Annotated in this window: 17 protein-coding genes and 2 pseudogenes; 12 read left to right on the top strand and 7 right to left on the bottom strand. The window is 67.3% G+C overall.

Features of this window, described 5'->3' with window-relative positions:
• Nucleotides 1-385: ATP-binding protein (locus tag ADK55_RS40330; protein ID WP_234350361.1), on the top strand; the 385-nt coding region annotated here is incomplete at its 5' end.
• 124 nt (nt 386-509) lie between these two features.
• On the opposite strand, the pseudogene ADK55_RS33240 reads toward ADK55_RS40330, so the two are convergent.
• Both ADK55_RS33240 and ADK55_RS38950 read right to left on the bottom strand, forming a co-directional pair.
• A pseudogene (locus tag ADK55_RS33240) lies at nt 510-1,111 on the bottom strand (transposase); the annotation flags it as partial.
• A 4-nt stretch (nt 1,112-1,115) separates the two neighbouring features.
• Nucleotides 1,116-1,253 carry a hypothetical protein gene (locus tag ADK55_RS38950; protein ID WP_159041633.1) on the bottom strand — a complete coding sequence of 46 codons (138 nt, stop codon included), beginning with the start codon at nt 1,251-1,253 and terminating at the stop codon, nt 1,116-1,118.
• 805 nt (nt 1,254-2,058) lie between these two features.
• On the opposite strand from ADK55_RS38950, the gene ADK55_RS33235 reads away from it, so the two are divergent.
• From ADK55_RS33235 to ADK55_RS33205, 8 genes and pseudogenes are all read left to right on the top strand, one after another.
• Nucleotides 2,059-4,461 (top strand): ATP-binding protein, encoded by a 2,403-nt coding sequence (locus tag ADK55_RS33235; protein WP_107089382.1) that lies wholly within the window; start codon nt 2,059-2,061, stop codon nt 4,459-4,461.
• Nucleotides 4,462-4,931: 470 nt separating this feature from the next.
• A complete protein-coding gene (locus ADK55_RS33230) occupies nt 4,932-7,022 on the top strand; it encodes a TRAP transporter permease (protein WP_053684322.1) in 2,091 nt (696 codons plus the stop codon).
• Nucleotides 7,019-8,011 carry a TAXI family TRAP transporter solute-binding subunit gene (locus ADK55_RS33225; protein WP_078999724.1) on the top strand — a complete coding sequence of 331 codons (993 nt, stop codon included), beginning with the start codon at nt 7,019-7,021 and terminating at the stop codon, nt 8,009-8,011. Before ADK55_RS33230 ends, ADK55_RS33225 begins: the two co-directional genes overlap by 4 nt.
• Nucleotides 8,012-8,738: 727 nt before the next feature.
• Nucleotides 8,739-9,872 carry an aminotransferase class I/II-fold pyridoxal phosphate-dependent enzyme gene (locus ADK55_RS33220; protein WP_053684319.1) on the top strand — a complete coding sequence of 378 codons (1,134 nt, stop codon included), beginning with the start codon at nt 8,739-8,741 and terminating at the stop codon, nt 9,870-9,872.
• On the top strand, nt 9,869-10,810 hold the full coding sequence (locus ADK55_RS33215) for an ornithine cyclodeaminase family protein (protein ID WP_053684318.1): 942 nt from the start codon (nt 9,869-9,871) through the stop codon (nt 10,808-10,810). Before ADK55_RS33220 ends, ADK55_RS33215 begins: the two co-directional genes overlap by 4 nt.
• A 50-nt stretch (nt 10,811-10,860) precedes the next feature.
• Nucleotides 10,861-10,973: pseudogene (locus tag ADK55_RS40325) on the top strand (LacI family transcriptional regulator); the annotation flags it as partial.
• A gap of 319 nt (nt 10,974-11,292) precedes the next feature.
• Nucleotides 11,293-12,756 (top strand): APC family permease, encoded by a 1,464-nt coding sequence (locus ADK55_RS33210; RefSeq protein ID WP_053684316.1) that lies wholly within the window; start codon nt 11,293-11,295, stop codon nt 12,754-12,756.
• Nucleotides 12,757-12,767: 11 nt separating this feature from the next.
• Complete coding sequence (locus ADK55_RS33205) at nt 12,768-13,715, top strand: hypothetical protein (protein ID WP_053684314.1); 948 nt, start codon at nt 12,768-12,770, stop codon at nt 13,713-13,715.
• Nucleotides 13,716-13,820: 105 nt separating this feature from the next.
• On the opposite strand, the gene ADK55_RS33200 is transcribed toward ADK55_RS33205, so the two are convergent.
• The gene (locus ADK55_RS33200; RefSeq protein WP_053684312.1) at nt 13,821-14,465 is read right to left on the bottom strand and encodes a helix-turn-helix transcriptional regulator; all 645 of its coding nucleotides are present in this window, start codon (nt 14,463-14,465) and stop codon (nt 13,821-13,823) included.
• 266 nt (nt 14,466-14,731) lie between these two features.
• On the opposite strand from ADK55_RS33200, the gene ADK55_RS33195 reads away from it, so the two are divergent.
• Complete coding sequence (locus ADK55_RS33195; protein ID WP_078999726.1) at nt 14,732-14,965, top strand: DUF397 domain-containing protein; 234 nt, start codon at nt 14,732-14,734, stop codon at nt 14,963-14,965.
• Nucleotides 14,966-15,073: 108 nt separating this feature from the next.
• Nucleotides 15,074-15,994, top strand: a complete 921-nt coding sequence (locus tag ADK55_RS33190) for a DUF5753 domain-containing protein (RefSeq protein WP_078999720.1) — start codon at nt 15,074-15,076, stop codon at nt 15,992-15,994.
• A 60-nt stretch (nt 15,995-16,054) separates the two neighbouring features.
• Here ADK55_RS33190 and ADK55_RS33185 read toward each other — a convergent pair whose 3' ends face one another.
• From ADK55_RS33185 to ADK55_RS33170, 4 genes are all read right to left on the bottom strand, one after another.
• Nucleotides 16,055-16,885, bottom strand: coding sequence for an SAM-dependent methyltransferase (locus ADK55_RS33185; protein WP_053684306.1), 831 nt, complete (start codon nt 16,883-16,885; stop codon nt 16,055-16,057).
• Nucleotides 16,886-16,983: 98 nt separating this feature from the next.
• On the bottom strand, nt 16,984-17,544 hold the full coding sequence (locus tag ADK55_RS33180) for a hypothetical protein (RefSeq protein WP_159041631.1): 561 nt from the start codon (nt 17,542-17,544) through the stop codon (nt 16,984-16,986).
• The gene (locus tag ADK55_RS38945; RefSeq protein ID WP_159041630.1) at nt 17,541-17,999 is read right to left on the bottom strand and encodes a hypothetical protein; all 459 of its coding nucleotides are present in this window, start codon (nt 17,997-17,999) and stop codon (nt 17,541-17,543) included. The genes ADK55_RS33180 and ADK55_RS38945 overlap by 4 nt, the downstream gene beginning before the upstream one ends.
• Nucleotides 18,000-18,646: 647 nt before the next feature.
• On the bottom strand, nt 18,647-18,844 hold the full coding sequence (locus tag ADK55_RS33170) for a hypothetical protein (RefSeq protein WP_053684299.1): 198 nt from the start codon (nt 18,842-18,844) through the stop codon (nt 18,647-18,649).
• Nucleotides 18,845-19,788: 944 nt separating this feature from the next.
• On the opposite strand from ADK55_RS33170, the gene ADK55_RS40320 reads away from it, so the two are divergent.
• A complete protein-coding gene (locus ADK55_RS40320; protein ID WP_234350359.1) occupies nt 19,789-22,347 on the top strand; it encodes a DUF4041 domain-containing protein in 2,559 nt (852 codons plus the stop codon).
• Nucleotides 22,348-23,256: the final 909 nt, after the last annotated feature.

The raw sequence follows: 23,256 nt of genomic DNA, 5'->3' as shown, positions 1-23,256 counted from the left end.
GGGCAGCGAGATATTCGCCAACGCCGTACGCCACACCAGCGGTCCATCCACCGTCACGGTCCGGGGGACCGGCTCCCGGCTGGGCATCGAGGTAACCGACACCTCACCCGGCCTGCCCGCACCGCGTGGCTGCACACCCCACGCAGAGAGTGGTCGCGGCCTCGTGCTGATCGCGGCTATGGCCACCGAATGGGGCAGCACACCCACGCCGACGGGAAAGGCCGTCTGGTTCGAGATGGCGCCCACCACCGCCACGGCCGCGGAAGACAAGGGCGACGGGCCGTGGCAGGCAGACGCCGGGAAACCGATGAGACCCGCACACGAGCACCCGTTCGGACTCCGTGAGGCCGCCCCGGAGGCATGCGAAGCAGGACAACCGCGCTGACGCCCCCCGGGTCATGGTGGACCTGTCAACTTGACCCGGCCTGCAGGACCGGCTTGGAGGCAGCTTTCAACTGGCTGCCGGGTTGGCCCCTCCATTGGTCCGGCCGGTGACGCCAGGCCGCTTGAGCACACAGGTGTCCGCCCCAGCGCGTACCTTTCTCGCTGCTGCGGATTCGGGCGCGTGGCGTCGTTGGGCGGCGAGGACGCCGGGGAGGCGGGCGCTCTGAGCACGCCGGCGCAGGTAGGCGTGCAGGGCCCGCGTCTGGACGGTGTGGTGGGGGTGGTTCGAGTGGGCCAGGGCGAACTGCCGTAGCGGTCCGAAGTGTGTCTCGACGGGGTTGGCCCAGGACGCGTGGGTCGGGGTGAAGCACAGTTCGACCTTGTTGCGGGCCGCCCACCGGCTGATGCGCCAGTTCAGGTGGGCGGAGAGGTTGTCCAGGATCACGTAGATCGGGGCGCCGGCCGGGTGGGCCCCGCGAATCGTTCTCAGGGTGGCCCAGGTGTGGTCTGCGCCTTTGCGGCGCCGGTTGATCGGGCCCACGTCTCATCGTCACCGACGGAGTGCCGGAAGGCGATCGGGCCGAATCTGCTCGGCCCGGCAGGAGCCGGTGACGGGGCAAACTCTCAAGGGGCCGAACTCGTCGAACGCGAAGGTGCGGTCCGGCCGCTCGTTGATCACGTACTCGATCCGGGCGAGCTTGGCATCGAAGTCGGGGTCCGGGAATTCCATTTCACAACCACATCCGCCGATACCTGCGGGGCGCCCACTTCTGGTTGCCGTCCCGCTTCGCGGCATTGTGGGGCGGAGCCCCGCTGTCGATCATCAAGGAGTACATGGAGAACCAGAAGCGACCGGGGTAGCGCTCCACGCCACCTCTCGAAGAAAGCTCCGCCGCTTCGCGCTACGGTCCTGGAATGCGACTCCTCCCGGGCTGAAGCCCCGGGGTCCCACGCAGGACCACCCCGAAGGCCGATATCACGCCAGTGGCCGCGCCTTCAGGCGCTGGTGCTCCGTTCCTGCCGATTCTGGTTCTGTGAGCGATCTCCTGGGCGTGTGGTGCGGCACGTGCAGAGGCCGATTGCCGGCCCGACTGACGACTTCTGCCGGGCCGACTCGAACAGCATGCACACGGTCAACAGGCATGCACGCGCGTAGAATTACCGGTTCGTGACGTGCATCCTGCGTAACGACGGTCGACCCTGCGTGAAGCGGTCGAGGACTGACACGAGGCAGTCGACGCGGGGCCCAGGCGCTTCGGGACTGACTGCGGTTTGACGATGGCCCCGCCTGCATTGGGGCTGGCCGGCCGGCATCTCGGTGGGCAAGGTGTCCGGCTCGGAGACGTCACCCATGCAGAGCGAGCAGACGGACCGAGAACACCCGGACCGTGGCCCGGTGTCGAGCAGTCTGTCCATGCGTCCCGAAGGAACCCGGGCACTTGGCACCGATCGGAACCGCCGACGGATTGTGCGCCACCCGTCTCTGGACGTACTGTCCATGTCCACAACCCGCTTGCAGCGCACCGGAGTTGTTGATTCACCCGATTTTCGCTCGGGCGCGCATGACACGAACCGGCATGGGGAGCGGTCCCCTGAGCGTTTGGTCGATCCGGTCAGGGCACGGAAGCCCTCGGCGGCCGCCGACAGCAAGGCTTGTGATGCCCGGCCCAACAGGTGCCGACTGCTGCCGGTAGACCGCTCGCTCCGCGAGGGGCCCGCGTGACCATCCGAGTCGGCGGATGTACTCAGGAACGGATAGGGCGTCGAGTGGCTCGCATACCCAAGGAATCTGGAAATCTTCCAGCGGATACGACGAGTTTCGTCGGGCGAGGGAAAGAAGTGTCGCGGTTGCGGCAGCTACTGGGCCGGACGAGGCTGGTTACCCTGACCGGACCTGGCGGCATGGGCAAAAGCAGGCTGGCCCTGCGAGTTGCCGCGCAGGTGCGGCGTTCTTTCCCTGACGGCGCATGGCTGGTGGACTTGGCGTCGGTGGAGAAGGAAGAACTGCTGGAGCACGCCGTGCTGGCCGCGCTGGAACCGGGCCACGACATGGGACGGCGTCCGCTGGACACCCTCACCGATTTCCTGGACGGCAAGCGGCTTCTGTTGGTGCTCGACAACTGTGAACACCTTCTGGAAGGGTGTGCGTTGCTGGTCCACGCGTTGCTGGCATCAGCCCCGGGCCTGCACGTGGTCGCCACCAGTCGGCAGGCCTTGGGCGTGGCCGGAGAGCACCTGTTGACGGTGTCCCCGCTGTCCGCCCCGGATCCGGACGATCCCGGGCAGGACGCAACGGCTGGGCATAGTGAGGCGCTGCGGCTTTTCGCAGAGAGGGCGGCTGCCGCTCTCGGCGAGCACGCGCCGTCGGAGTTCAGCAGGGCCGCTGCCCTGATCTGCCATCGCCTCGACGGTATTCCCCTGGCGATCGAGCTGGCTGCCGCCCGTATGCGCGTGCTGACCTGCGAGCAGATCCTGGATCGGCTGGATGACCGGTTCGCGCTGCTGACGGGTGGAAGCAGAGCGGCACTGCCTCGCCGGCAGACCATGCGCGCGGCGGTCGACTGGAGCTTCGACCTGTGTGGGCCGCGAGAGCAGCTGTTGTGGGCCCGCTTGTCCGTCTTCCCCGGCAGTTTCGACCTGGAGGCGGTGGAACGGGTGGGTACGGGCGAGGGTCTGTGCGTGGATGAGGTGTTGGATGCCGTGACGGGGTTGGTGGACAAGTCGGTCCTGTCCCGGGAGGGTGATGACCTGCGCGCGCGGTATCGGATGCTGGAGACGTTGCGCCAGTACGGTCGGGGAAGGCTGGGTGAACGAGGCGAGGCCGGGCAGGTGCCTCGCCGGCATCGCGACCACTACAGGAGCCTGGTCCTACTCGCCGAAGCGGAGTGGTTCTCCGGGAGACAGACCGTGTGGTTCACCCGCCTTCGTCAGGAGCGGGCGAATCTGCGCGCCGCTCTCGACTTCTGCCTCTCCCGTTCCGGTGAGGCCCGTGCCGGGCTGGAGATGGCCGGGGCCTTGTGGAGCCACCGACTGGGCGCGGGGAGTCTCGAAGAGGAACGCCACTGGCTGGCTCGGATGCTGGCGTCGGACAGTACGCCGAGCCCGGCCAGGGTGAAGGCCCTGTGGGCCGACGGATGGATGGCTCTGCTGCGCGGGGACATCGCTTCGGCGCAGGCCCGTCTGGCGGAATGTCGCATGCTGGCCGACGCGTTGGGTGATCCGCCGGCGAAGGCGCACGTCGAGCAGTTCGACGGGTTGATCGCCCTGTTCCGGGACGACTTCGCGCGCGCCGTGCCTCTGTTCGAGTCGGCTCTCCACCAGTATCGGACTCACGGGAACCTGGGCGACGTATGGTCGACGCTGTTCCTCTTGAGCCTGTCCTGTTGCCTGTCCGCGGACTCGCGTACCGCGGTCCTCTGCCAGGAGAGCCTGGCTCTGTGTGAAGCCCACGACGCCCAGTGGTCCCGCGCCTTCGCCTTGTGGCTATCGGGGCTGCGCCTGTGGTTGGCAGGCGACGTCGAGGAGGCTGTCGGCGCGCTCCGGGAGGGGCTGGGTGTCGCGGGCGCCACGGACAACCGTCTGGCCTTGGCTCAGTGCCTGGAGGTACTGGCTTGGGCCCAAGCGGGCGCGGGTCAGTACGCGGAAGGCGCCGAGCTCCTGGGCGCTGCCGACAGCGTCTGGAAGCAGGTCGGTGCCACCCTGCCGGGAGTCGGGAGGCTGTGGCGCCACCGCACCGAATGCGAAACCTCGCTTCTCCAGGCATTGGGCCACGCCCGCTTCGGCGCCAGGGTTCGGGCCGGAGCCGCCTTCACCACCGAACAGGCCGTCGCCCGCGCTCAAGGCCGGCCGGTGCCCGGTCCCGGTGCGGCCCGGGCGCCGGACTCGGCCCTCACTCCACGGGAAGCTGCCGTTGCCCAGCTGGTCGCGCAGGGGTTGACCGACAAGCAGATCGCCGCTCAGCTGGTCATCACCCCTCGCACCGCTCAGGGACATGTCCATCGCACCCTCGCCAAGCTCGGGGTCACCTCCCGCACACAGATAGCCATCTGGGTCCGGGAACAGACGCCGCGGGCCTGACCCGACGACGAACCCGGGCGGGGATCCGCGCGAAGGGATCTTGTCGGGTGTCCTGAGTATCGGGTCATGGCGGGAGGCGGGCGGCCAGTCCTTCGCAGCCTCCGACCGGGTGCCGGCACGGCCAAGCGGCCAGGTCACACCCCAGGGTGGCCACGCCGGTCCCGCGAGGGCTGGATGCAGGTCGCCTCCACCGTATTGAGTGCTGCGGATGTGTGTGGCGCGGCGCGTCTGCGGTTCGCAGGCTCCGATGGACACGGCTTTTGTCGTCGTCCTCGGCGGCCATACACACGACCCCTGCCGACCATGGGGTGCTTCGGGACGAGGGATGCCGAGGCGGCGATGGCCGTTCTGATGCGCCCGGTGCGCTGCGCCCTAAGTCTGTGTTAATCCCTGGGGTCAGCCCTGTTGCCGACGGGTATCGGCTGTCACCTTCTGGTCAAGCGATCGTCCGGATCCCAGGAGTGGTCGGCATGAGTCTGCAATCGGCGCCATCTGAAGTTTCACGGGCCACGGTCGATGAACTGGTGGCCGAGTACGACCAGGAGCGGCCAGGCCGCAAGCTTTCGCCTCGGATATCCGCCGTGGTGGCCGGCGTGTGCGTGTCCCTGTCCGCGTTCACGCTGTACGCGATCTTCTTCCCGCTGGCGAAGGGAAGCCAGTTCTATCTGACGATCTTTCTCGCCGCGGGGCTGCCTCTGGTGTTTCTCACACATCGCGGCTCCGTGCGTGTCCCGGCTGTGTTGCTCCGGTGGCGGCGCAGTCCCAGGTCCACCGCCGTTGAGGCGGTCGCGGCAGATGACCCGGGCTGGTTCGACTGGCTCCTGGCCGGCGTCGCGCTCGTCGTCTGTCTGTACCCGCTGTTGGGGTTCGACGCGTTCCTGGAGAGGCGCCAGGTTCCCTCCTCCCTCGACGTCGTGGCGGGTATCGCCTTGATCCTGCTGGTCCTGGAGGCCTGCCGGCGTACCACCGGCTGGATCCTTCCCGCGTTCTGCTCGGCGTTCTTGCTGTACGCCTACTACGGCGGGCTGTTGCCCTACGACTGGTCGCTGGCGCACGGCGGGTTCGACCTGGACGCGATCGGGGCGCACGCGTTCATGGGCACCGACGGCATCTACGGTGTGCCGTTGAACGTGGCCGCCACCTACATCCTGCTGTTCACGATCTACGGCGCGGTCCTCGACTACTCCGGGGCGGGGAAGTTCTTCATCGACCTGTCCTTCGCGGCCTTCCGCGGGTCCCGCTCCGCTCCGGGCCGCACGGTGACCGCCGCGGGTTTCCTGCTCGGCACGGTCTCCGGATCGGGGACCGCCACGGCGGTGAGTCTGGGGTCGGTCGCATGGCCCGTGCTGCGCCGGGCGGGCTATCCCAAGGAGCAGGCCGGTGGAGTCCTCGCCGCCGCCGGGATCGGCGCGATCTTGTCCCCGCCGACTCTGGGGGCCGCGGCCTTCATCATCGCCGAGTATCTCAAGACGAGTTACCTCACTGTCCTGCTGTACGCGCTGGTGCCCACGCTTCTGTACTACCTGGGCATCCTGCTCGCGGTGGAGATCGACGCCCGCAAGCACCGCGCCCACGCCGTCGAGGTGGGACAGGCCTCGGCGCTGAAGCTTCTGGGCCGGTTCGGCTACCACTTCCTCTCCCTCTTCATGATCGTGGGGTTCATGGCGGTGGGCCTGCCTCCGTTCAAGGCCGTGGTGTACGCGACGGTCTTGCAGTTCGGGCTCTCTTTCCTGGATCCGGCGCATCGGATGACGCCCCGGCGGCTGTATGCCGCGCTGGCCGAAGGCAGTCGGTCGGTGCTGCCCGTGATCGCCACGTGCACGGCGGCCGGACTCATCGTCGCGGTCGTCACGCAGACGGGGCTCGGCCTCAACCTGGCCTCGATCATCGTCGATGCCGCCGGGGTGCTCGGTGACAACGCCACGGTCGAACTGGTTCTCACGGTGCTGTTCGCGGCGGTCGCGGTGTCCATTCTGGGGCTCGCCGTCCCGGTCACCGCCTCGTTCATCATCGCCGCGGTGATCATCGCTCCGGCCATGATCTCGCTGGGGGTCGCCACCCACGAGGCGTACATGTTCATCTTCTACTACGCCGTCCTGTCCGAAGTCAGCCCGCCCACGGCGCTGGCGGCGGCAGCCGCCGCCGCCATCACCGGCGGCCACCCGATGCGCACGATGACGGCGACGTGGAAGTACTCCCTGCCCGCGTTCCTCGTCCCGTTCGCGTTCGTCCTGACCGACAACGGAGCACAACTCCTCGGCCAGGGCAGCCTGTGGGGCATCGCCTGGACCACAGTCGTCTCCGCGCTCGCGGTCTCCGCGCTCGCCGCGGCGACCGGAGGCTGGCTGATGGGGCCGGCCGGTCCGCTGGAGCGGGCGCTGTGCGCCACGGCCGCCCTGCTCCTGCTCTACCTCGAACCCGCCTCGATCGCCGCAGGTTCCGCCGTGCTCGCCGTGGCGACGGTCATCCACCTGTTGCGCCACCGACACCGTTCCCGGCGACTCTCCCCCGAGAGTGCCGCGACGAAGGTCAGCCTCGTGAAAGGACACACCCCCTCATGAACCATCGAATGCGTGGCGCCCGCTTCGCCGTGGCCGCTCTTGTCGTCACTCTCGTGGCCTCCGCCTGCGGCGGTAAGCAGGCCGGCCCAGAGGCCTCCGACCATGCCGGTGGAGGTCGCCTCACCATCGCCACCGGCAACACCACCGGTGTCTACTACCAGCTCGGTGGCGGCCTTGCGAAGCTGATCTCCGAGAACATCGACGGCTACCGCGCCACCGCGACCGCCACCGGCGCCTCTGTCCAGAACATCCAGGGCCTCACGGCCGGCACCTACGATGTCGCGTTCTCCCTGCTCGACACCGCCGGCGACGCCGTCAAGGGAGAGGGCTCGTTCACCAAGCCACAGCAAGTGGAAGCGCTCACCAGGCTCTACCCGAACTACACCCAGGTCCTGGTCCGTGCGGACTCCGGCATCACCTCACTCGCGGACATGAAGGGCAAGCGGGTCTCCACCGGCTCCCCCAACTCCGGCACCGAAGTGATCGCCCGGCGACTGCTGGATGCGGCAGGCCTCAACCCCGACAGCGACGTACAGGCGCAGCGCCTCGGTCTGCCCGAGACCGTGGATGCCATGAAGGACGGCACCGTCGACGCGCTCTTCTGGTCGGGTGGCCTGCCCAGCGGCGGAATCACCGACCTCACCACCACCCTCAAGGAGCAGGTGCGTTTCCTCGACGTCACCCCGCATCTGTCCGCACTGAGCATTGAGTACGGCACCATCTACCAACGAGGCAGCATCCCGGCCGCCGTCTATCGGCAGCCCGGCAGCATCCCCACCATCGTGGTGGCCAACGTGTTGTTGGTGAAGAAGGGTTTCGACGCCGGCCTCGCCGCGAAGATCGTGAACCTCCTCCACAACGAGAAGAACGCGCTGGTGACCATCAACCAGGCCGCAGCGGAGATCAACGCCACCACCGCCGGCCAGACGGCCCCGGTTCCCCTCAATCCAGGCGCCGAGAAGGCACTGAAAGCACTGACAGCACCCTGAGCCCACCAAACGACAAGGCCGTCCGGACGCGACACCCGGACGGCCCCCACCCCGTCTCACCAGCCCTCATGCACCACGTGACCACCCTCGCCACGGGTGCCTGCTCCAACTCGCGGCCCACACGGCACCGCCGGCGTGCCCCCCTCCCCCGGCCCCGTCGGCCGCCGGGACCGCAGTCCACCGCAGCAGCCCCGCCTCATGCGCACCCCTCGAGAACACACGGCGGTGCACCACCCAAGCCCCGCGAGAAACCCGGCCTCCCATCCGCGCGCCCCGCGGATGGACCCGCGTTCCACCATCAGTCACCTCTGGACTTTCCGTCTAGTCTGGACATACAGTCCAGCCATGGGTGAAGCGAAGATGGTCCCCACCTCTCGTCTTCGGATGCGGGGCCTGGTGTGTCAGGCGGGCGCGCTGTTGCTCGGCCCGTACGCCGAGGTGGTTTTGCATGATCCGGAGACCGATCGGGTGCTGGAGATCTGGAACCGATGCCACCCGCAGGCTGGGCGATCCCTCGAGCTCGGTGAGCCGGACGCGCAGGGTCGGCCCTCGGCGGTGTTGTGCGTCAACTCGCCCGCACCCCGCTGGAACAGGCCGCGGCGGTCCTTTCTGCCTTCGGCGCGCCGCGCGGCCCCGGTCGTCGCCGGGGCGCTGCGGTTGTCCCGGCTCCACCCTCCACGGCCTGTTGGCCGAGCTCAGAGTTCCCAGCGCAAAGGACTGATGCACCATGACCCGGCTGCCCGATTTCCGCCTGGAGACCTACTTCTCGCGGTGGGAGTTCACCGCCCGCCATCACCTGACCGCATCCGATGTGGAGACCACGACGCTCGGCGAGTTGCTCTCGCTGGCCGACGACAAGGACCGGGACGCCTTCGAGAAACTGCCCTTGGGGTACACCCAGACCTTCGGCGACCCGGCGCTGCGTGAAGTGATCGCGCAGACGTACGAGCGCGCGGTCGCCGAGGACGTCATCTGCTTCGCGGGCGCCGAGGAGGCCATCTACCTGGCCATGAACGTCCTGCTCGACGCGGGCGATCACGCGGTGGTGGTGACACCGAACTACCAGGCCGCCGAAACCGTGCCGTTGGCGCTGTGTGAGGTCACCGGGGTGGCCCTCGAACCGGACCGGGACTGGGCCCTGGATCTCGACGAGGTCGCCGCGGCGATACGCCCCAACACCCGCGTCGTCTCGGTGAACTTCCCGAACAACCCCACCGGCAAGATCATCGACGCCGCCGACTTCACCGCGCTGGCGCGGCTGTGTGACGAGCGGGGCATCCACCTGTTCAGCGACGAGGTCTACCGCGGTCTGGAGCGCGATCCGGCCCGCATGCTGCCACAGGCCACCGACCTCTCCGAGCGTGCCCTGTCATTGAACGTGACCTCGAAGTCGCTGGGGTTGCCCGGGCTCCGGATCGGCTGGATCACCTGCCGCGACCGCGCACTGCTCTCCCGTCTGGAGCGCGCCAAGCACTACACCACCATCTGCAACTCCGCGCCCAGCGAGGTCCTGGCCCGAATCGCCCTCAAAGCCCGCGACACGCTCCTGGACCGCAATCGGGGCCGGATCGAAGCCAATCTGCCGGCCTTCGAGGCGTTCTTCGCCGAGTTCGCGGACGACTTCGAATGGCAGGCCCCAGACGGCGGGGGGGTCGCCTATCCCCGCTACCTCGGCACCGACGGAGTGGAGACGTTCTGCATTCGCCTGGTGGAGGAAGCCGGAGTCCTGCTGCTGCCCGCGAGCATCTACCAATCCGAACTCACCGCCACCCCCACCGACCGGTTCCGCATCGGACTCGGCCGGCGCAACCCCGAGGAAGGCCTGGCCGCCTTCGCCGATTTTCTGCGGGCCCGTCGATGACTCTCCCCGTCTTCGATCAGACTGCCATCGAGAAGGCGGTCACCACGCAGCTGGTCCTCGACACCGTCCGGGACGCACTGATCGCCCACGCAGAGGGCCGCACAAGCGTGCCACCGCCGCTGCACATGACCTTCCCCGAAACCGACGGGGACTGCCACGTGAAGGCCGGCTGGATCACCGGCGCCACCAACTTCACCGTCAAGATCGCGACCGGCTTCTACGGCAACCCCTCCCTCGGCATCCCCTCCAACCACGGCCTGGTCTGCGTCGTCAGCGCCCGCACCGGACAAATGCGCGCACTCCTCGACGACCACGGCCTGCTCACCGCATGGCGCACCGCGGCAGCGGGCGCGTTGATCACCCACGCCATGGCCCGCCCCGATGCCACGACACTGGCCCTCTTCGGCACCGGCGAACAAGCCCGCCTCCAGGCAACCTGGCTGGCCGAACTCCGCCCCATCAGCACCGTCCTCATACACGGCCGCACCCCGCACAACACCAACGCCCTGTGCGAACAGCTCCACACACGCGGACTGAACGCCCGGCCCGCGGTCACTCAGGAAGCCGCCGCCGCCGACATGGTCATCACCACGACCCCGGCCACATCCCCCGTCCTCAACGCCAGCCACGTGCGCGAAGGCGCCCACGTGACGGGCATCGGCACGGACATGCCACACAAGAACGAACTGCCACCCGCCCTCTTCCACCGCGCACAACTCATCGCAACCGACGACCACGCCCAATGCCTCGACCACGGGGACTTCGCTCACGCCGTCCGCTCCGGAGCCACCACCGAGAACAGCGACATCGCGGCCGGTGAACTACTCAAAGGAACCATCGACCGCCCCGCGGCAGCGATCACCGTCGCCGACCTCACCGGGGTGGGCGCGCTCGACGCGGCTCTCGCCTCAGCCGTACTCGACCAGCTCCTGCGGTAACCACCAGAACCGTACAAACGAGCTGCCCTGGGGTGAGGCTACGGCGAAGTTCTTCGCGCGTGCCGGACGACCTCGCGCTGGCCGCGTTCATGACGTCCCGTGGTTCGTGCACACCGATCCGCCGATCACGGCAATCGTCCAACCGACGGGTGAGTCGGGCCGGCCTTATACCACTTCACAGCCACAGAATCCAAATCAGATCGCATTCAGAGTGTTCACCAAACCCGAAACAGTTCACGGTCTACTGTGCCGCTCATGCCGCTCGATCGGCGACCGCTGCGGACCGCCATGGTCCAAAGCTCGCGCTGTCACGATGTGGGCATTTCCTTCTCATAAGCCGTCCATAACTCTGCCTGCTGTTCGCGAGATTACCGGCCGGGCACGACCGCACCAGCCACCTTGCTGTCCGTCCCCGTGGTTGTGCGCTCCTTTGCTGGGACATCACCGAAAGCGGCCGCACCCAAAGGGCATCACGGAAACTCATGAGTACACACAAGGGGCTCCAGGCGAACGTCCTGGGCACATTCGACAGCATCGTCATGGCGGTGGCCGGCAGTGCCCCCGCCTACTCCCTGGCGGCGACCACAGCCGTACTCGTCGGCACGGTCGGTTTCGCCGCCCCTGCCGCCCTGCTCTGGTGCGCGATACCCATGTTCGGTATCGCCTGGGCGTTCAACTACCTGGGAAGACTCGACATCAACGCCGGCGCCAGCTACTCCTGGGTGGCCCGTGCCCTCCATCCCTCGCTCGGTTTCCTCAGCGGCTGGGCACTCGTGGTCTCGGCCACCATCTTCATGGTCGCGGGCTCGCTGCCGGCGGGCAGCATGACGCTGTCCCTGTTCGCCCCGGACCTGGCGGAGAACACCGCGCTGGCGACCGTGGTCGGCGCGCTCTGGTTTCTGGTGATGCTCGTCGTCGTACTCAAAGGAGCGCGACTGACGGTCCACGCCCAGATGATCATGTCCGGCATCGAACTGCTCATTCTGCTCGCCTTCGCCGCGGCGGCCCTCTTCCATGGCGACACGGTTCAGCACTTCTCCTGGTCCTGGCTGGGCTTCGGCCACTTCGATGGCGTTCAGGGCTTCGCAGCCGGAGCGTTGATCGCGGCTTTCTACTACTGGGGTTGGGACGTCACCAGCAACCTCAGCGAGGAAACCCGCAACAGTCGCAAGACGTCGGGGCTGGCCGGCCTGGTCGGCCTCGCCGTCGTCTTCGTCCTGTTCGAGGTCTTCACGATCTCTGTGAACCTGCTGCTCACCGCCGAGGAGATCGAGGTCAACAGCGCCAACGCCCTATCCCTGCTCGGCGACCGCCTCTGGCCCGGCTGGGGCGGCAAACTGCTGATCGTCGCCGTCATGCTGTCCACCATCGCCACCCTGGAGACCACCCTCATCCAGGTGACCCGCTCCCTGTTCGCGATGGGTCGCGACCGCACCATGCCAGCCGCCCTCGGTGCCTCTCACCCCCGCTACCGGACACCCTGGGTCGCGCTGGTGGTTGTCGGTGCGGTCGCTCTCGGCCTCTTCGTGGCGTCCAATGCCCTGGGCTCGGTCGGCGACATCCTGGAAAGCGCCGTGGCCGCCATCGGACTCCAGATCGCCGTCTACTACGGGTTGGCCGGAGTCGCGGTAGTCGTCGCCTACCGAAAGGTGCTGCTGAAGACCCCGGCAAACTTCATCTTCGGCGGACTGTGGCCGCTGACCGGGGCGCTGTTCCTGTTCTGGGTCTTCGTCGAGTCGCTGGGCGCACTCGACTCCACCGCCATCGGGATCGGCATCGGCGGTCTGGCCGTGGGACTGATCCCGATGTTCGTATACCGCAAGAGCGCCTACTACCGTCCCGATCGACTCGACGCCGCGAAGACCGAACAGTTCAAACAGGAGAATGAAGGTCTGGAGCCCGTGTCCGCCGCCTCCGCCGACGACACCATAGCCACGGACTTCTGAGGGGCGCGGCCATGACGCCGGAAAGACGCTTCACTCCTCGATTCGACGCGACGCTCTGGGACAGGGAACTCGCGAAGGCACGCGAAGACATCGCCATCGGCCGGTGGCAGGGTCTTCCCGACCTGCTCCACTCCACCGGACGCGACTGGGACCGCCGCACTCACCGAATACGTCTGCTCGCCCAGTCCGCGGCCGGCACGACCATCGCCGAGGAGTGGTACACCGCCCGGCCAGGTGACCCGGACGCGCTGGTGCTGCGTGCGGATACCGAAGTACTGCGCTGCTTCAACCTCGCCGTGGCCGCGGGGAACCCGGCCGCCGTCGGCCAGGACCGGCTGGACATGGCCCTACGGACATGCCTCCGTGCGGCCGACACGCATCCCCACGACCCCATGCCCTTGGTGTCGCTCCTCACCATCGCCCGGCTCTACCCGGACGGGCACCACCAATTCAACCGCTGGTGGAAGGAGCTGAAGTCTCGGCACCGGGACAACCGAGAGGCACACAACCAGGCGCTGCGCCACTTGTCCGCTCGCTGGCACGGCTCACACGGAACCATGTACGACTTCGCACGCGACGCGGTGGCCGGCACGCCGCCGGGCTCGCCACTCGCCGTACTCCTGCAGGTCGCGCGGCTGGAGGAGTACCGCTACCGCCTTGAGCTCGAGGGTGACATGGCGCTCTTCCTACGTCGGCATTGGAATAACGACGTGGCACTGGCCGATACCCGCCGCACCTGGGACCTATGGGTCGTCAACTGGGACGGCATCTACCGGGCGCAGGACATCGCCGACTTCAACCACTTGCTGCACGCGACGTGCGCCGGCGGACTGCACAGGGAAGCGGCGTATATCTTCAAGCTGCTCGCCGGCCAGGCAACCGTGGTTCCCTGGTCCTATTTCGGCGACCCCGCAACCGTCATCACGAAGTGGCACCGCACCGTCATGCGCTCAACCTGACAAGTCCGCAGGCTTCGTCTCCACCGTGAGCCCCGGTCACGGGGCAACCCCGTCGTGATGACCTTGCCGTCTGCGGGCTGCCACCCGGAGCGGCCGGGTGATGTATCAGTCCTTCGCGTTGGGTGTTCTGAGTTCGGCGAGGAGGCCGTAGACGGTGGATCGGGAGACGCGCAGCGCCCCGGCGACGACCGGGGCCGCCCGGCGGACCGCGAACACCCGGGCCTCGTCCAGGCGGCCCAGAACGGTCAGGCGGTCCTGGCGTGTCATGCGTTCGACGGGCCGGCCTGTCTCGCGGACGTGGGAACCGATGATGTGTTGAATGCGTTCGGTCCAGTCCTGCTCGAACAACGGCTCCGGGCGCTGGACGGTGGGTGCGCCGAAGGCGGACAGGACCGCCGCGGCCTGTTCCAGCGGGGTGCGGTCGAGATTGACGCACAACACCGCCGAGGGCTGCCCCTGCGAATCTCGCAGGATCGCGCTGACCGATGACAGGCGGCGGCCGTCCATCAGCAGCTTTTCGTACGGCCCGTACACGTCCCGCGCGGACGGGTCGAGCGCGTCCAGTTCGCCGAGCATCGAGGGATCGCCCGGCTTGCGGGTGGTCATCGGGTTCCAGATCTCCAGGACCCGGTCGGTGTCCGGATCATGCAGAACCACCTCGGCGTACGGACCGAGCAGGGATGCGACCGCCTGACACACCGGCCCCCACACCGAAATACGAGAATCACTGACCTTTCCGACCTCACCCATGCATGGACTATATGTCCATCCTCGACAGAACGTCCAGAGCTGGCGAGCGCGGCCGGCCCGTCTGATGGGCCGAGGGTCCTGAGGGGCCGACATCGCGTCAATGCATATCAAACGCTTGTCGGAAGGACGCCCTTGAACTGCACCCTTTCGGGGACATGCCCTGAGGGGTTCCCGTGGCTAGCATTTTGCATGAACGGCATCCGAGTTTCCCATACGGGAACTACAGGCCCGGCGTGGCGGCATGGCGACGGGCGGAAGAGGGAGCGATCGTGATCGTCAACGGTGAGCGCGCGGACGGGATTCCCGCGGTGGCTTGGCAGAAGGCGCGGGCCAGCCTCAACAACGGGAACTGTGTCGAGCTGGCCGCCCTTCCGGGAGGTGGTGTGGCTGTCCGGAACTCCAGGTTCCCCAGTGGGCCCGCACTCGTCTTCACCAAGGCGGAGTTGGCGGCTTTTCTCGACGGCGCGAAGGAAGAGGAGTTCGACCACTTCATCGCATGATGCTTGACATGTGAGCAGCGCGTTGCGTGTTGGCCATAGGTTGTGCGGCGGGCATGTGCCCGGGCATTGTGGGGATCGACTGATGTCCCAGCACTGTTCGGAGTTGACATGTCCGTCGCCCGCCTTTGGCAGTCGGATCCTGATTCGGCGGTAGTCGATCTATCGTCAGCGGACGTCGAGCGCCCTGCCGGACAGCTCCTGGGCGAAGAGCTTCGGCGACACCGCGAGCGTCGGGGTTACACCCTCGCCGCTGCGGCACGGGCCATCAGGGGATCGACATCCAAGATGAGCCGGCTGGAGCGTGGAGAGAGTCCCGCCAAGCCGCGGGACGTGTACGACCTAGCCGCCTTCTACGATCTGCCCCGGAAGGACTTGGCCTTCCTCGACCAACTGCTGGCGCAGGCCGCAAACGCGGAGTGGTACGAGCGGTTCGCCGATGTGACGCCCGTCTTCCTCAAGCGCCTGATCCGGATGGAGGGGCGTGCCGAGGAGATCACGATCTTCGAGAATCAAGTGGTGCCCGGGCTGCTGCAGACCGAGCGCTACGCCGAGGCGCTAATCAAGATGATGGAGGCCAACCCTCTCCCGGCCGCGGAGATCGCTCGGGTCGTGGCGCTGCGCATGGGACGCCAGCTCATCCTCGATCAGGAACTGCCCCGGATCACCGTCGTGCTGGATGAGACCGTTCTGCAGCGAAGGCGGGGATGCGCGGACGTCATGCGCGAGCAGATGGAGCATCTCCTCGACGCGGCCGAGAGGCCCAAGGTGAACGTCCGGGTCATCAGCAAGGACGCGGTGTCGCCGCCCATGGCCATCACCTATCTCCAGTTCCCCGACCATGTGCCGGGCGACCTCGCATACCTGGAGAACATCGAGGGCGCGACCTACGCGACGAGGCAGCGGTCGCTGGACAACTACCGCAAGGTACTGACCGATGCCCGCAACAATGCCATGTCGCTCGAGGACAGCATCGAGGCCATAGGGCACGCTGCGCTGCTGTGGGCCGAGCAAGCCTCCCAGGAGCGGTGAACACCGGACCATCACGTGGTCCGGCGCCACCCTCCCCGGAGCTGTCCCAGGCCGGCCGGATCAGGCCTCGATCCTGGCGACGCCGCCCCACTCGACCCAGTCGGTGGGCCGCAGATGAGTTGGCGGCGGTTCATTGTCGGGGTACCAGTCGGTGACGTCGACGAGGCCGGGCGGGTCGATGATGGTCATGCCGTCGAAGTACTGTCGGACCTCGTGCCGTTCACGCACCCGACCCCACCTGCCATGAGTCGCCTCGTCCATGAGGTGGGTGACTCTGTCCCTCACCGCCGTGTCGTCACTGACCAGCTGACAGATGACCATGTAGCTGCCATCGGGGAGTTCGGCCGCTACACGCTTTATCAGCTCGGCGGGGTCTCGCTCGTCGTCGGTGTCGGGAAGGCAATGCAGGACGGATACGAACAGAGCCGCGATCGGCCGGCTCCAGTCGAGGAAGGCGTCGGTGGCATCGCGGATCTTCTGTGTCTCGCGCATGTCCTGATCGATGACCATGACGTTCTTGTTCTCATGCAGTTGCGTGCGGCCGTGAGCAAGGACCATGGGGTCGTTGTCGATGTAGACGACCTTGTTGTCCGACGAGACACGCTGGACGACCTCGTGGACGTTGTCCAGGGTCGGCAGTCCTGAGCCGTGGTCGAGGAACTGCCTGACACCCATGTCCCGGGCGAGGATACGGACCACCCTGCGCAGGAAATCACGGTTGTTTCGAGCAAGTTGCTGAGTGCTGGGTGCGATTCTGAGTAGATCGGCACAGGCTTTCCGGTCGACCTCGTAATGCTGACTGCCTCCTAAGAGGTACTCGTACATGCGGGCGACACTGGGGGTGGTCGTGTCGATGGGGGGGCGAGTTTGGGGTTTCTCCCCGTAGGGCATGCGTCAACTCCCTGCAGCCTTGTTCCAAGGCGATGTCCTGGGTTGAAGAGGCCATCGTAGGAGCCGCGCAGCAGACCCGCCAGTCGCCTAAATGGGCGTCAATGGGGTCCTGTTGACGATTTCGAGGAGTACGAATTGCTTCCCGGCGCACACGGCACGGTGTCGTGCGCCGTCATGCTCCGTGTGGTGCGCAGGTGCGAGGCAACGCAGGGAGGAAGGCCCTCGATCGCCCGCTCGGCACTGCGTAGCAGAGCGCGCACCGCGTGGATGTCGAGCCCCATCAGGTCAGCGGTCCGCGTGATCGGAAGCCCGAGCCGGTGGTGCAGCAGGAGCGTGTCGGCCTGGGCGTCGTTGAGCAGGCAGTGGACGCTCCAACCGTGCCCCTCGGAACAGGTTGTTCGTTCACCGGCCTGGTCCCGAAGCAGTTGCCAGGCCCGGGCCGCCGGACAAGCACTGCGCAGGGCCGTTGCCCAGCTCGCACTGAGGGCGTCGAAAACCGCTTCGACACAGCGGTTCGCCCGCGTCCACTCCCCCGTCCGCACATGCGCGTAGCGCAGGTACCAGTCGAGATGAAGTTCACGGAAAGCGGTGTATTCGAGGCAGAAGGCCGCCGGCATGCGCGCGCCCGCACGTCGCGGGGGACGGCTCGCACGGCTCATGTGGACCGTCCCCGGCCTCGAGCCGCCCGGCGGGCCGCCCACAGGACCTTGAAGGGTTCCGGATCGGCGCCCAGCCACAGCAGCATGTCGCACAGCGCACTCCACTCCGGCACGAGTCGTCCGTCGAACCCCGCCTCGGCCTGCGCCTCGGTGAGCCCAGGTGGGCACACGAGCGCTGCCGGGGCGTAACCCGCGGCGAGCCGGGCACCACGCAACCCTGCGGCCAGATGGTCGCCGAGGCGCGGCGGATCGGGCAGACGAGGAACGGACTTCGACGCGTACTCCCACAGCAGGCGAAGATCACCGGGCCGCCCGCCCAACAGGTGCACCAGCGTGTAGGTGGCGGTCCAGGGAACCACAACCCGCCCCTCCAGCACCCAGCGCACCGCGAAGATCGGCATACCGGACTCGGCGGCGATGTCGTCGAGGTCGGCCCCCGAATGCTCATGCAGCATCCGCAGAGCACCGGCCAGGGCGACTGCGGCTCGTCGCGCGCGCCTGTCAGAGCGAGTCGCCGTTCCGGAGACGCCCGAAGCGGCCCCGTACGGCCTGCCGGCTCTCGGCGCCGGTTCACGGGCGGCCAGCCGCTGAGCGAAACGCGCTCCACCCCACCGCGCCCTGGCCTGTCCCTCGCTCATCCTGGCCGCTGCCCCGATGGCCGCCCAGGTTCGGCCCGCGGAGCGCTCCTCGACCACCGCCGCGGCCGCCACGCACTCGGCGTCTTCGGCGAGCCTGGCCGCGAGCTCCAGCACCCCGTCGAGAGGAACGTCACTGAAACAAGCCGCCGCCAAGTCCGTCGCACGAAGGTTCAGTTCGGCTGCGACGAAGCGGTGGGAGGACCGGGGGACGGCGGCTCGAAGCTCACGGTCCCGTCTGCGCTGAGCACTGCGACGATGACTGGCGTCGCAGTAGTCGCGTGGACGTCCGCCACCAGGACGCTGGACGATGCTCTTTCCACAGAACCCGCAGCTGACCCCGCGTGAGGCGTCAGACATCACTGCATCCCTTCATCACCCCGCCCGCATGCCCGAGCGCGGGCATGCGGGCGGCACGTGGTGGTGCGTGGGGTACCGCCGCCCGGCGGCCCCCCACAGTGGCGAACTCAGGCCTGGCGCACGCGGACGTACCGCACGAAGCTGCGCTTGGACAGCGCGACCAGAAGGCCGATCAGGGACAGGACGAACGGCCAGACGAGGGACAGTGCCTCCCAGCCCGGCCACACCACAGGGAACACGACGATCCCCAGCACGATGATCAGGAGCACGAAGAGGAGGCTGGCGCAGATGCGCAGCTCAACCATATGCGCGCCGCGGGGTTTGGGATCCTCAGGGTCAGGAATAATGCCAGGTGGAACGACCGGGGGAACATTAGGGTGCTCCCGGCTGCTTTCCATGGTCACGGTTGGACCTTTCGTGGGTTGAACGATGGCCTGCCAGGTGGTCTCGGGGTACAGCCCGGGGCCACCTGCGCACAGCTCGCCATCACTCTGTCGCGAGCTGCCACCCCACATTAGCGGCGCTGCGGACGGCTTCACTCCTGTTTCCACTGGCTCGGGAAACTTTCCCAGAATGGGAAAGCATCCCGCGTGCAACAGGCGCCCACGCGGGTTCACTTGAGATCGAAAACTGCTCGTATTCTTTCGGTCAGTTGCCTTGTTTCGATCACAAAGGCGTTGTATCAGCCCGCAGATCCGTGCGCTATCGATCCCGCCTGGACATAACCCCTGGTTGATTGAGGTTTTGAGGCAAGTGGAGGCTGCGGAGCGTCTTCTCGGATCCGGAACCGCGTCGTCCATTCCTGCTGCACATGCCAATGGGAATCGAGCAAACGTTGCGAGGGCAATTCCTTGACTGCGGTGCGTGAGGATCTCCTTACGGCGACTCCGCAGCGTGTCCGTCGTTCACCCCGAAGGGGTCCTGCGCTCGACTCCGAAGGGGTCTCACACTCGCCCTGCACCCTTTGCCCGCAAACGGTTCGATGGACACTCCAGGCCCCCTGCGGGAACTGCCGTGATGTCCGTCACAGTTGACGCGTAAGGAGGTCCAGCGAGTGCCTGTCGACCGTGCGCAGTCGCGCGGGGCGAGCACCCCTGACCCGTCACCGCTCACGCCGTCGGCGCAGCATGCGGAGGACATCTGCCCATCGGGCGCCGCCGGGGCGCCCGGGGCGCGGAGGCCGGCGATGGGGTCGGAGGGATCGCGGGCGGAACCGCAGGCGAGGCGGGAAGGGTTCGGACTCCTCACCATGATCGCGCTCTGCCTAGGGAGGATCGAGCGGTTCGGACAGCAGGGAACCCAGGTCGCCATCATCGGCTTCTTCGCGTTCTCCTCCGGCCAGGGCCTCATCGACTACATCGGCTACTTGGCCGTCTCGGTCGCGCTCGGCGCGCTCCGCGACCCCACCGCCCACCGTGCCCTCTCGCCCTCCAGCCACGTCCACCAGCGGCAACAGGCCGTCGCCGAGCTGTACACCTCGATAAGCCGCCGCCTGTTCGACCTGGCCGAAATCCTCGACGGGGACAACCCCGACATCCAGCGCATCCGGCACTGGCGCCGCGACTGGCGCCAACTCGGCGCCGAGCGCGAACGCATCCAGACCGCCATCGACACCGAGATCGAACAGCCGCCTCCATCCGCGCCGCGCATTCGACAGCGCCGACACCGCCCTGCCCCGCGCCCGTCACGCCGTCACCGTCGTCGAACGCGCCATGGACCACCTCCGCTCCTTGACCCGCACCCTCGACTACCCCTGGACAGCGGAGAGATCGAGAACCTACCGACGTACTTCCGAACCGCCAGCGCGCTGCTGCGAAGCGCGGCCACCGCGATGCAACAGATCGACCAAACCTCCTCCACCGACTCCGGACACCTGGACTCCCTGATCGACGACGCGACGGCAGAAACTCAACCGGGAACCCTCCTCACAGACATCGGCCGCCTCCTGGCCGAACTCCGCTCGAGCCATCAAGCGCTCACCACCACATCCCGACCGGCCCAACCGGTCCAGGGAACTTCCCTCCTGTACGGCCGCAAGCGGCTACGCGAAGCCGACGGAGGAAACACCTCATCGGGGCATCCTCGCGCGGATGCGCCCGTTCTCATACAGGTCGCGCGTCGCAGAACAGGCGTAAAGACGGGAACACGGTCGAGCACCCTCCGTGATCGGGCGGTCTCTCGGCGCTCTTGCCTGGCACACAGATCTCACGCCATGATCAAGCAGGACCGACTGATGGACGATCGCTGTGATCTTGACGCTGGGGGGCGTATGGGTGCCTATCGTTTCAACCCGCCACCGAACTGGCTGATGCCAACCGGCTGGACTCCGCCCGCAGACTGGACACCGGACCCCTCCTGGCCGCCACCCCCCAACGGCTGGCAGCTGTGGATTCCGGCCCAGCAAGACGAAGAAGGCCCCGCGTCCGCGGCCGAGATCCCGGTGCCCCGCCGGCAACGCTGGTTCCGGCGCAACCGGGGAGAGGGGGGAAGCGAAGCCGAGCAACTACGCGACTGGATCTCGCAAACCCAGGGCGCCGACGCCGCGACGGTAGCGCTGCTGAAGCAGCAGACCCGTCAGAAAGTCGAACAACTGCGCCAGCAGGCGGTAGACGAGGCTGATGAGATCGTGCGTGAGGCTCGTCGTACGGCCAAGGACAGTCAGGCAGCTGCCCGCCAGGCCGCGAAGGACACGGAGAAGGCACGGAAGGAGGCGGAGAAGCACCGCGCCGAGATCTACACGGCGGAGAGCCGGCTGGACGACCTGCGTACGCGGATCGTGACCACCGACGAGACCGTGATGCTCCAGCAGATCGGAATTTACGCCTACCGCCATCCGCTCGACGACGCTGTGGCCTACCGGGCCCGTCTGGAGGCCATCAAGGCGAAGATCAAGGAACTCGCCCGCTCGCAGCAGGCCGTACTCGGCGCCAGCGGATGGACCGTCAACGGATCGGCCCGCCAGGGCACCAAGATGATCCGCGACTATTCGAAGCTCATGCTCCGCGCCTACAACGCCGAGGCCGACTACGCCGTGCGCAGCATGCGCCCGCACCGCCTCACCTCACTGGTCGACCGCCTGTACAAGAGCCGCGAGACGATCGCCAAGCTGGGCGCCACCATGGACATCCGGATCGCCGATGCCTACCACGACGCTCGAGTCGAGGAGCTGCGGCTGACTGCGGACTTCCTGCAGCGCAAGGAAGAGGAGAAGCAGGCCCAGCGCGAGGCCCGCGCCCGCGAGCGTGAAGAGGCAACCGCTCAGCGCGAACTGGATCGCGAGCGGGAGAAGCTCCACAAGGAGATGAGCCACTACCAGAGCGCGCTGGACAGGCTGCAGGCCCAGGGCGATCACACGGCCGCCGCCGAGATGGCGGCGAAACTCGCGGAGATCGAGGGAGCCCTGGACGACGTGGAGGCCCGAGCAGCCAACATCCGCACCGGCTACGTGTACGTCATCTCCAACGTCGGCGCCTTCGGCGACAGCATGGTCAAGATCGGAATGACCCGGCGACTCGAACCGCTCGAGCGGATCTACGAGTTGAGCGGCGCCGCGGTGCCCTTCCGATTCGATGTCCACGCACTGATCTTCAGCAAGGACGCAGTCGGGCTCGAAACGCGTCTTCACCAGGAGTTCGCGTCGCGTCGGGTCAATCAGGTCAACAGCCGCAAGGAGTTCTTCCGCGTCACACCGGCAGAGGTCAAAGCCGTCCTCGAACGCAGCGCTGGTGAACACCTCGTCGAGTTCAACGAAGTCGCCGAAGCGATCGAGTGGCGCAGCAGCAAAACGGCAGGCAACAGAGCGTCGTAATGCGCAGATGGCCGAGACCGGAGCGCACAGGACCGCTACGTGGTCGAACCACTGCAACAGCAGACGGGTCAAGGTGTTTCCGGGAGGGTGTGCCAGCCCACGGATCGGCCGTTCGGCCCGTCAGCCTCCCGCTGGCGGCGGAGCCCATGCGTCGGAAGCTCGGGCGAGCCTCTGTATCCACCGCGTCGACTGCTGACATTCACTGACCGCTACACCCACCCAAAGCGCACACCGCCCGGTCGATCATTGCGCCCGGAGCGACCACCGGGCGCACTCCTCCGCCCGTCACCCAACCGGAGCAGCAAGTTCCGTAACGGCTGTTCTGCACGATTCTTCGCACGGACATACGGAAGTCGCAGCTCAGACCGACGTTGGCGACTCGACACCCCCAGTCGCCCCCGGGGAACCGGGACGAGGGCGCGTACGGGGACCACGGCGTGCGTGGCGAAGGAGGACTGCCGGCTGCGGCTTCCAGACCGGAGCGGGCGCCGTTATCAACTCCCTGGACGTACGCCCGGGTTCGAGTGTGGTGGTCGCCTGGCTCCAAGGCCTCTTCAGGACCGCGCGAACTCGGCTCGGCGGAGGTTTGTCCGTCCGGGCCACCCTGGAGGTGCGTGACGTGAGGCTGACCTGGACACGAGCAGCAGAGCCGGCCAAGACCTGTCAGCAAGGACTCGGTGAAACCGTGGTCCACGGCGGTGCACGGGTTCCGATCACGACACCTGCCGCCACGTCGACCACGTCCCCGGGGAAGTACCAATTCGCAGCTGCGGGCCCAGAGTTGCCAGGAGGTAGCGCGGGTAGGTTCCGTGTATGGCGGAAATCAGTGCGGAAGAGCTGTTGCGTCGTATCAGGGTGGCGAGGGACTGGGCGCGGGAAGAGTCCGACCGGCTCGAGGCGGTGTCCAGG

Source organism: Streptomyces sp. WM4235, from assembly GCF_001279725.1.
Lineage (GTDB): Bacteria > Actinomycetota > Actinomycetes > Streptomycetales > Streptomycetaceae > Streptomyces.
The sequence above is the reverse complement of the archived record's forward strand: the minus strand, read 5'-3'. Positions and strand labels throughout refer to the sequence as shown.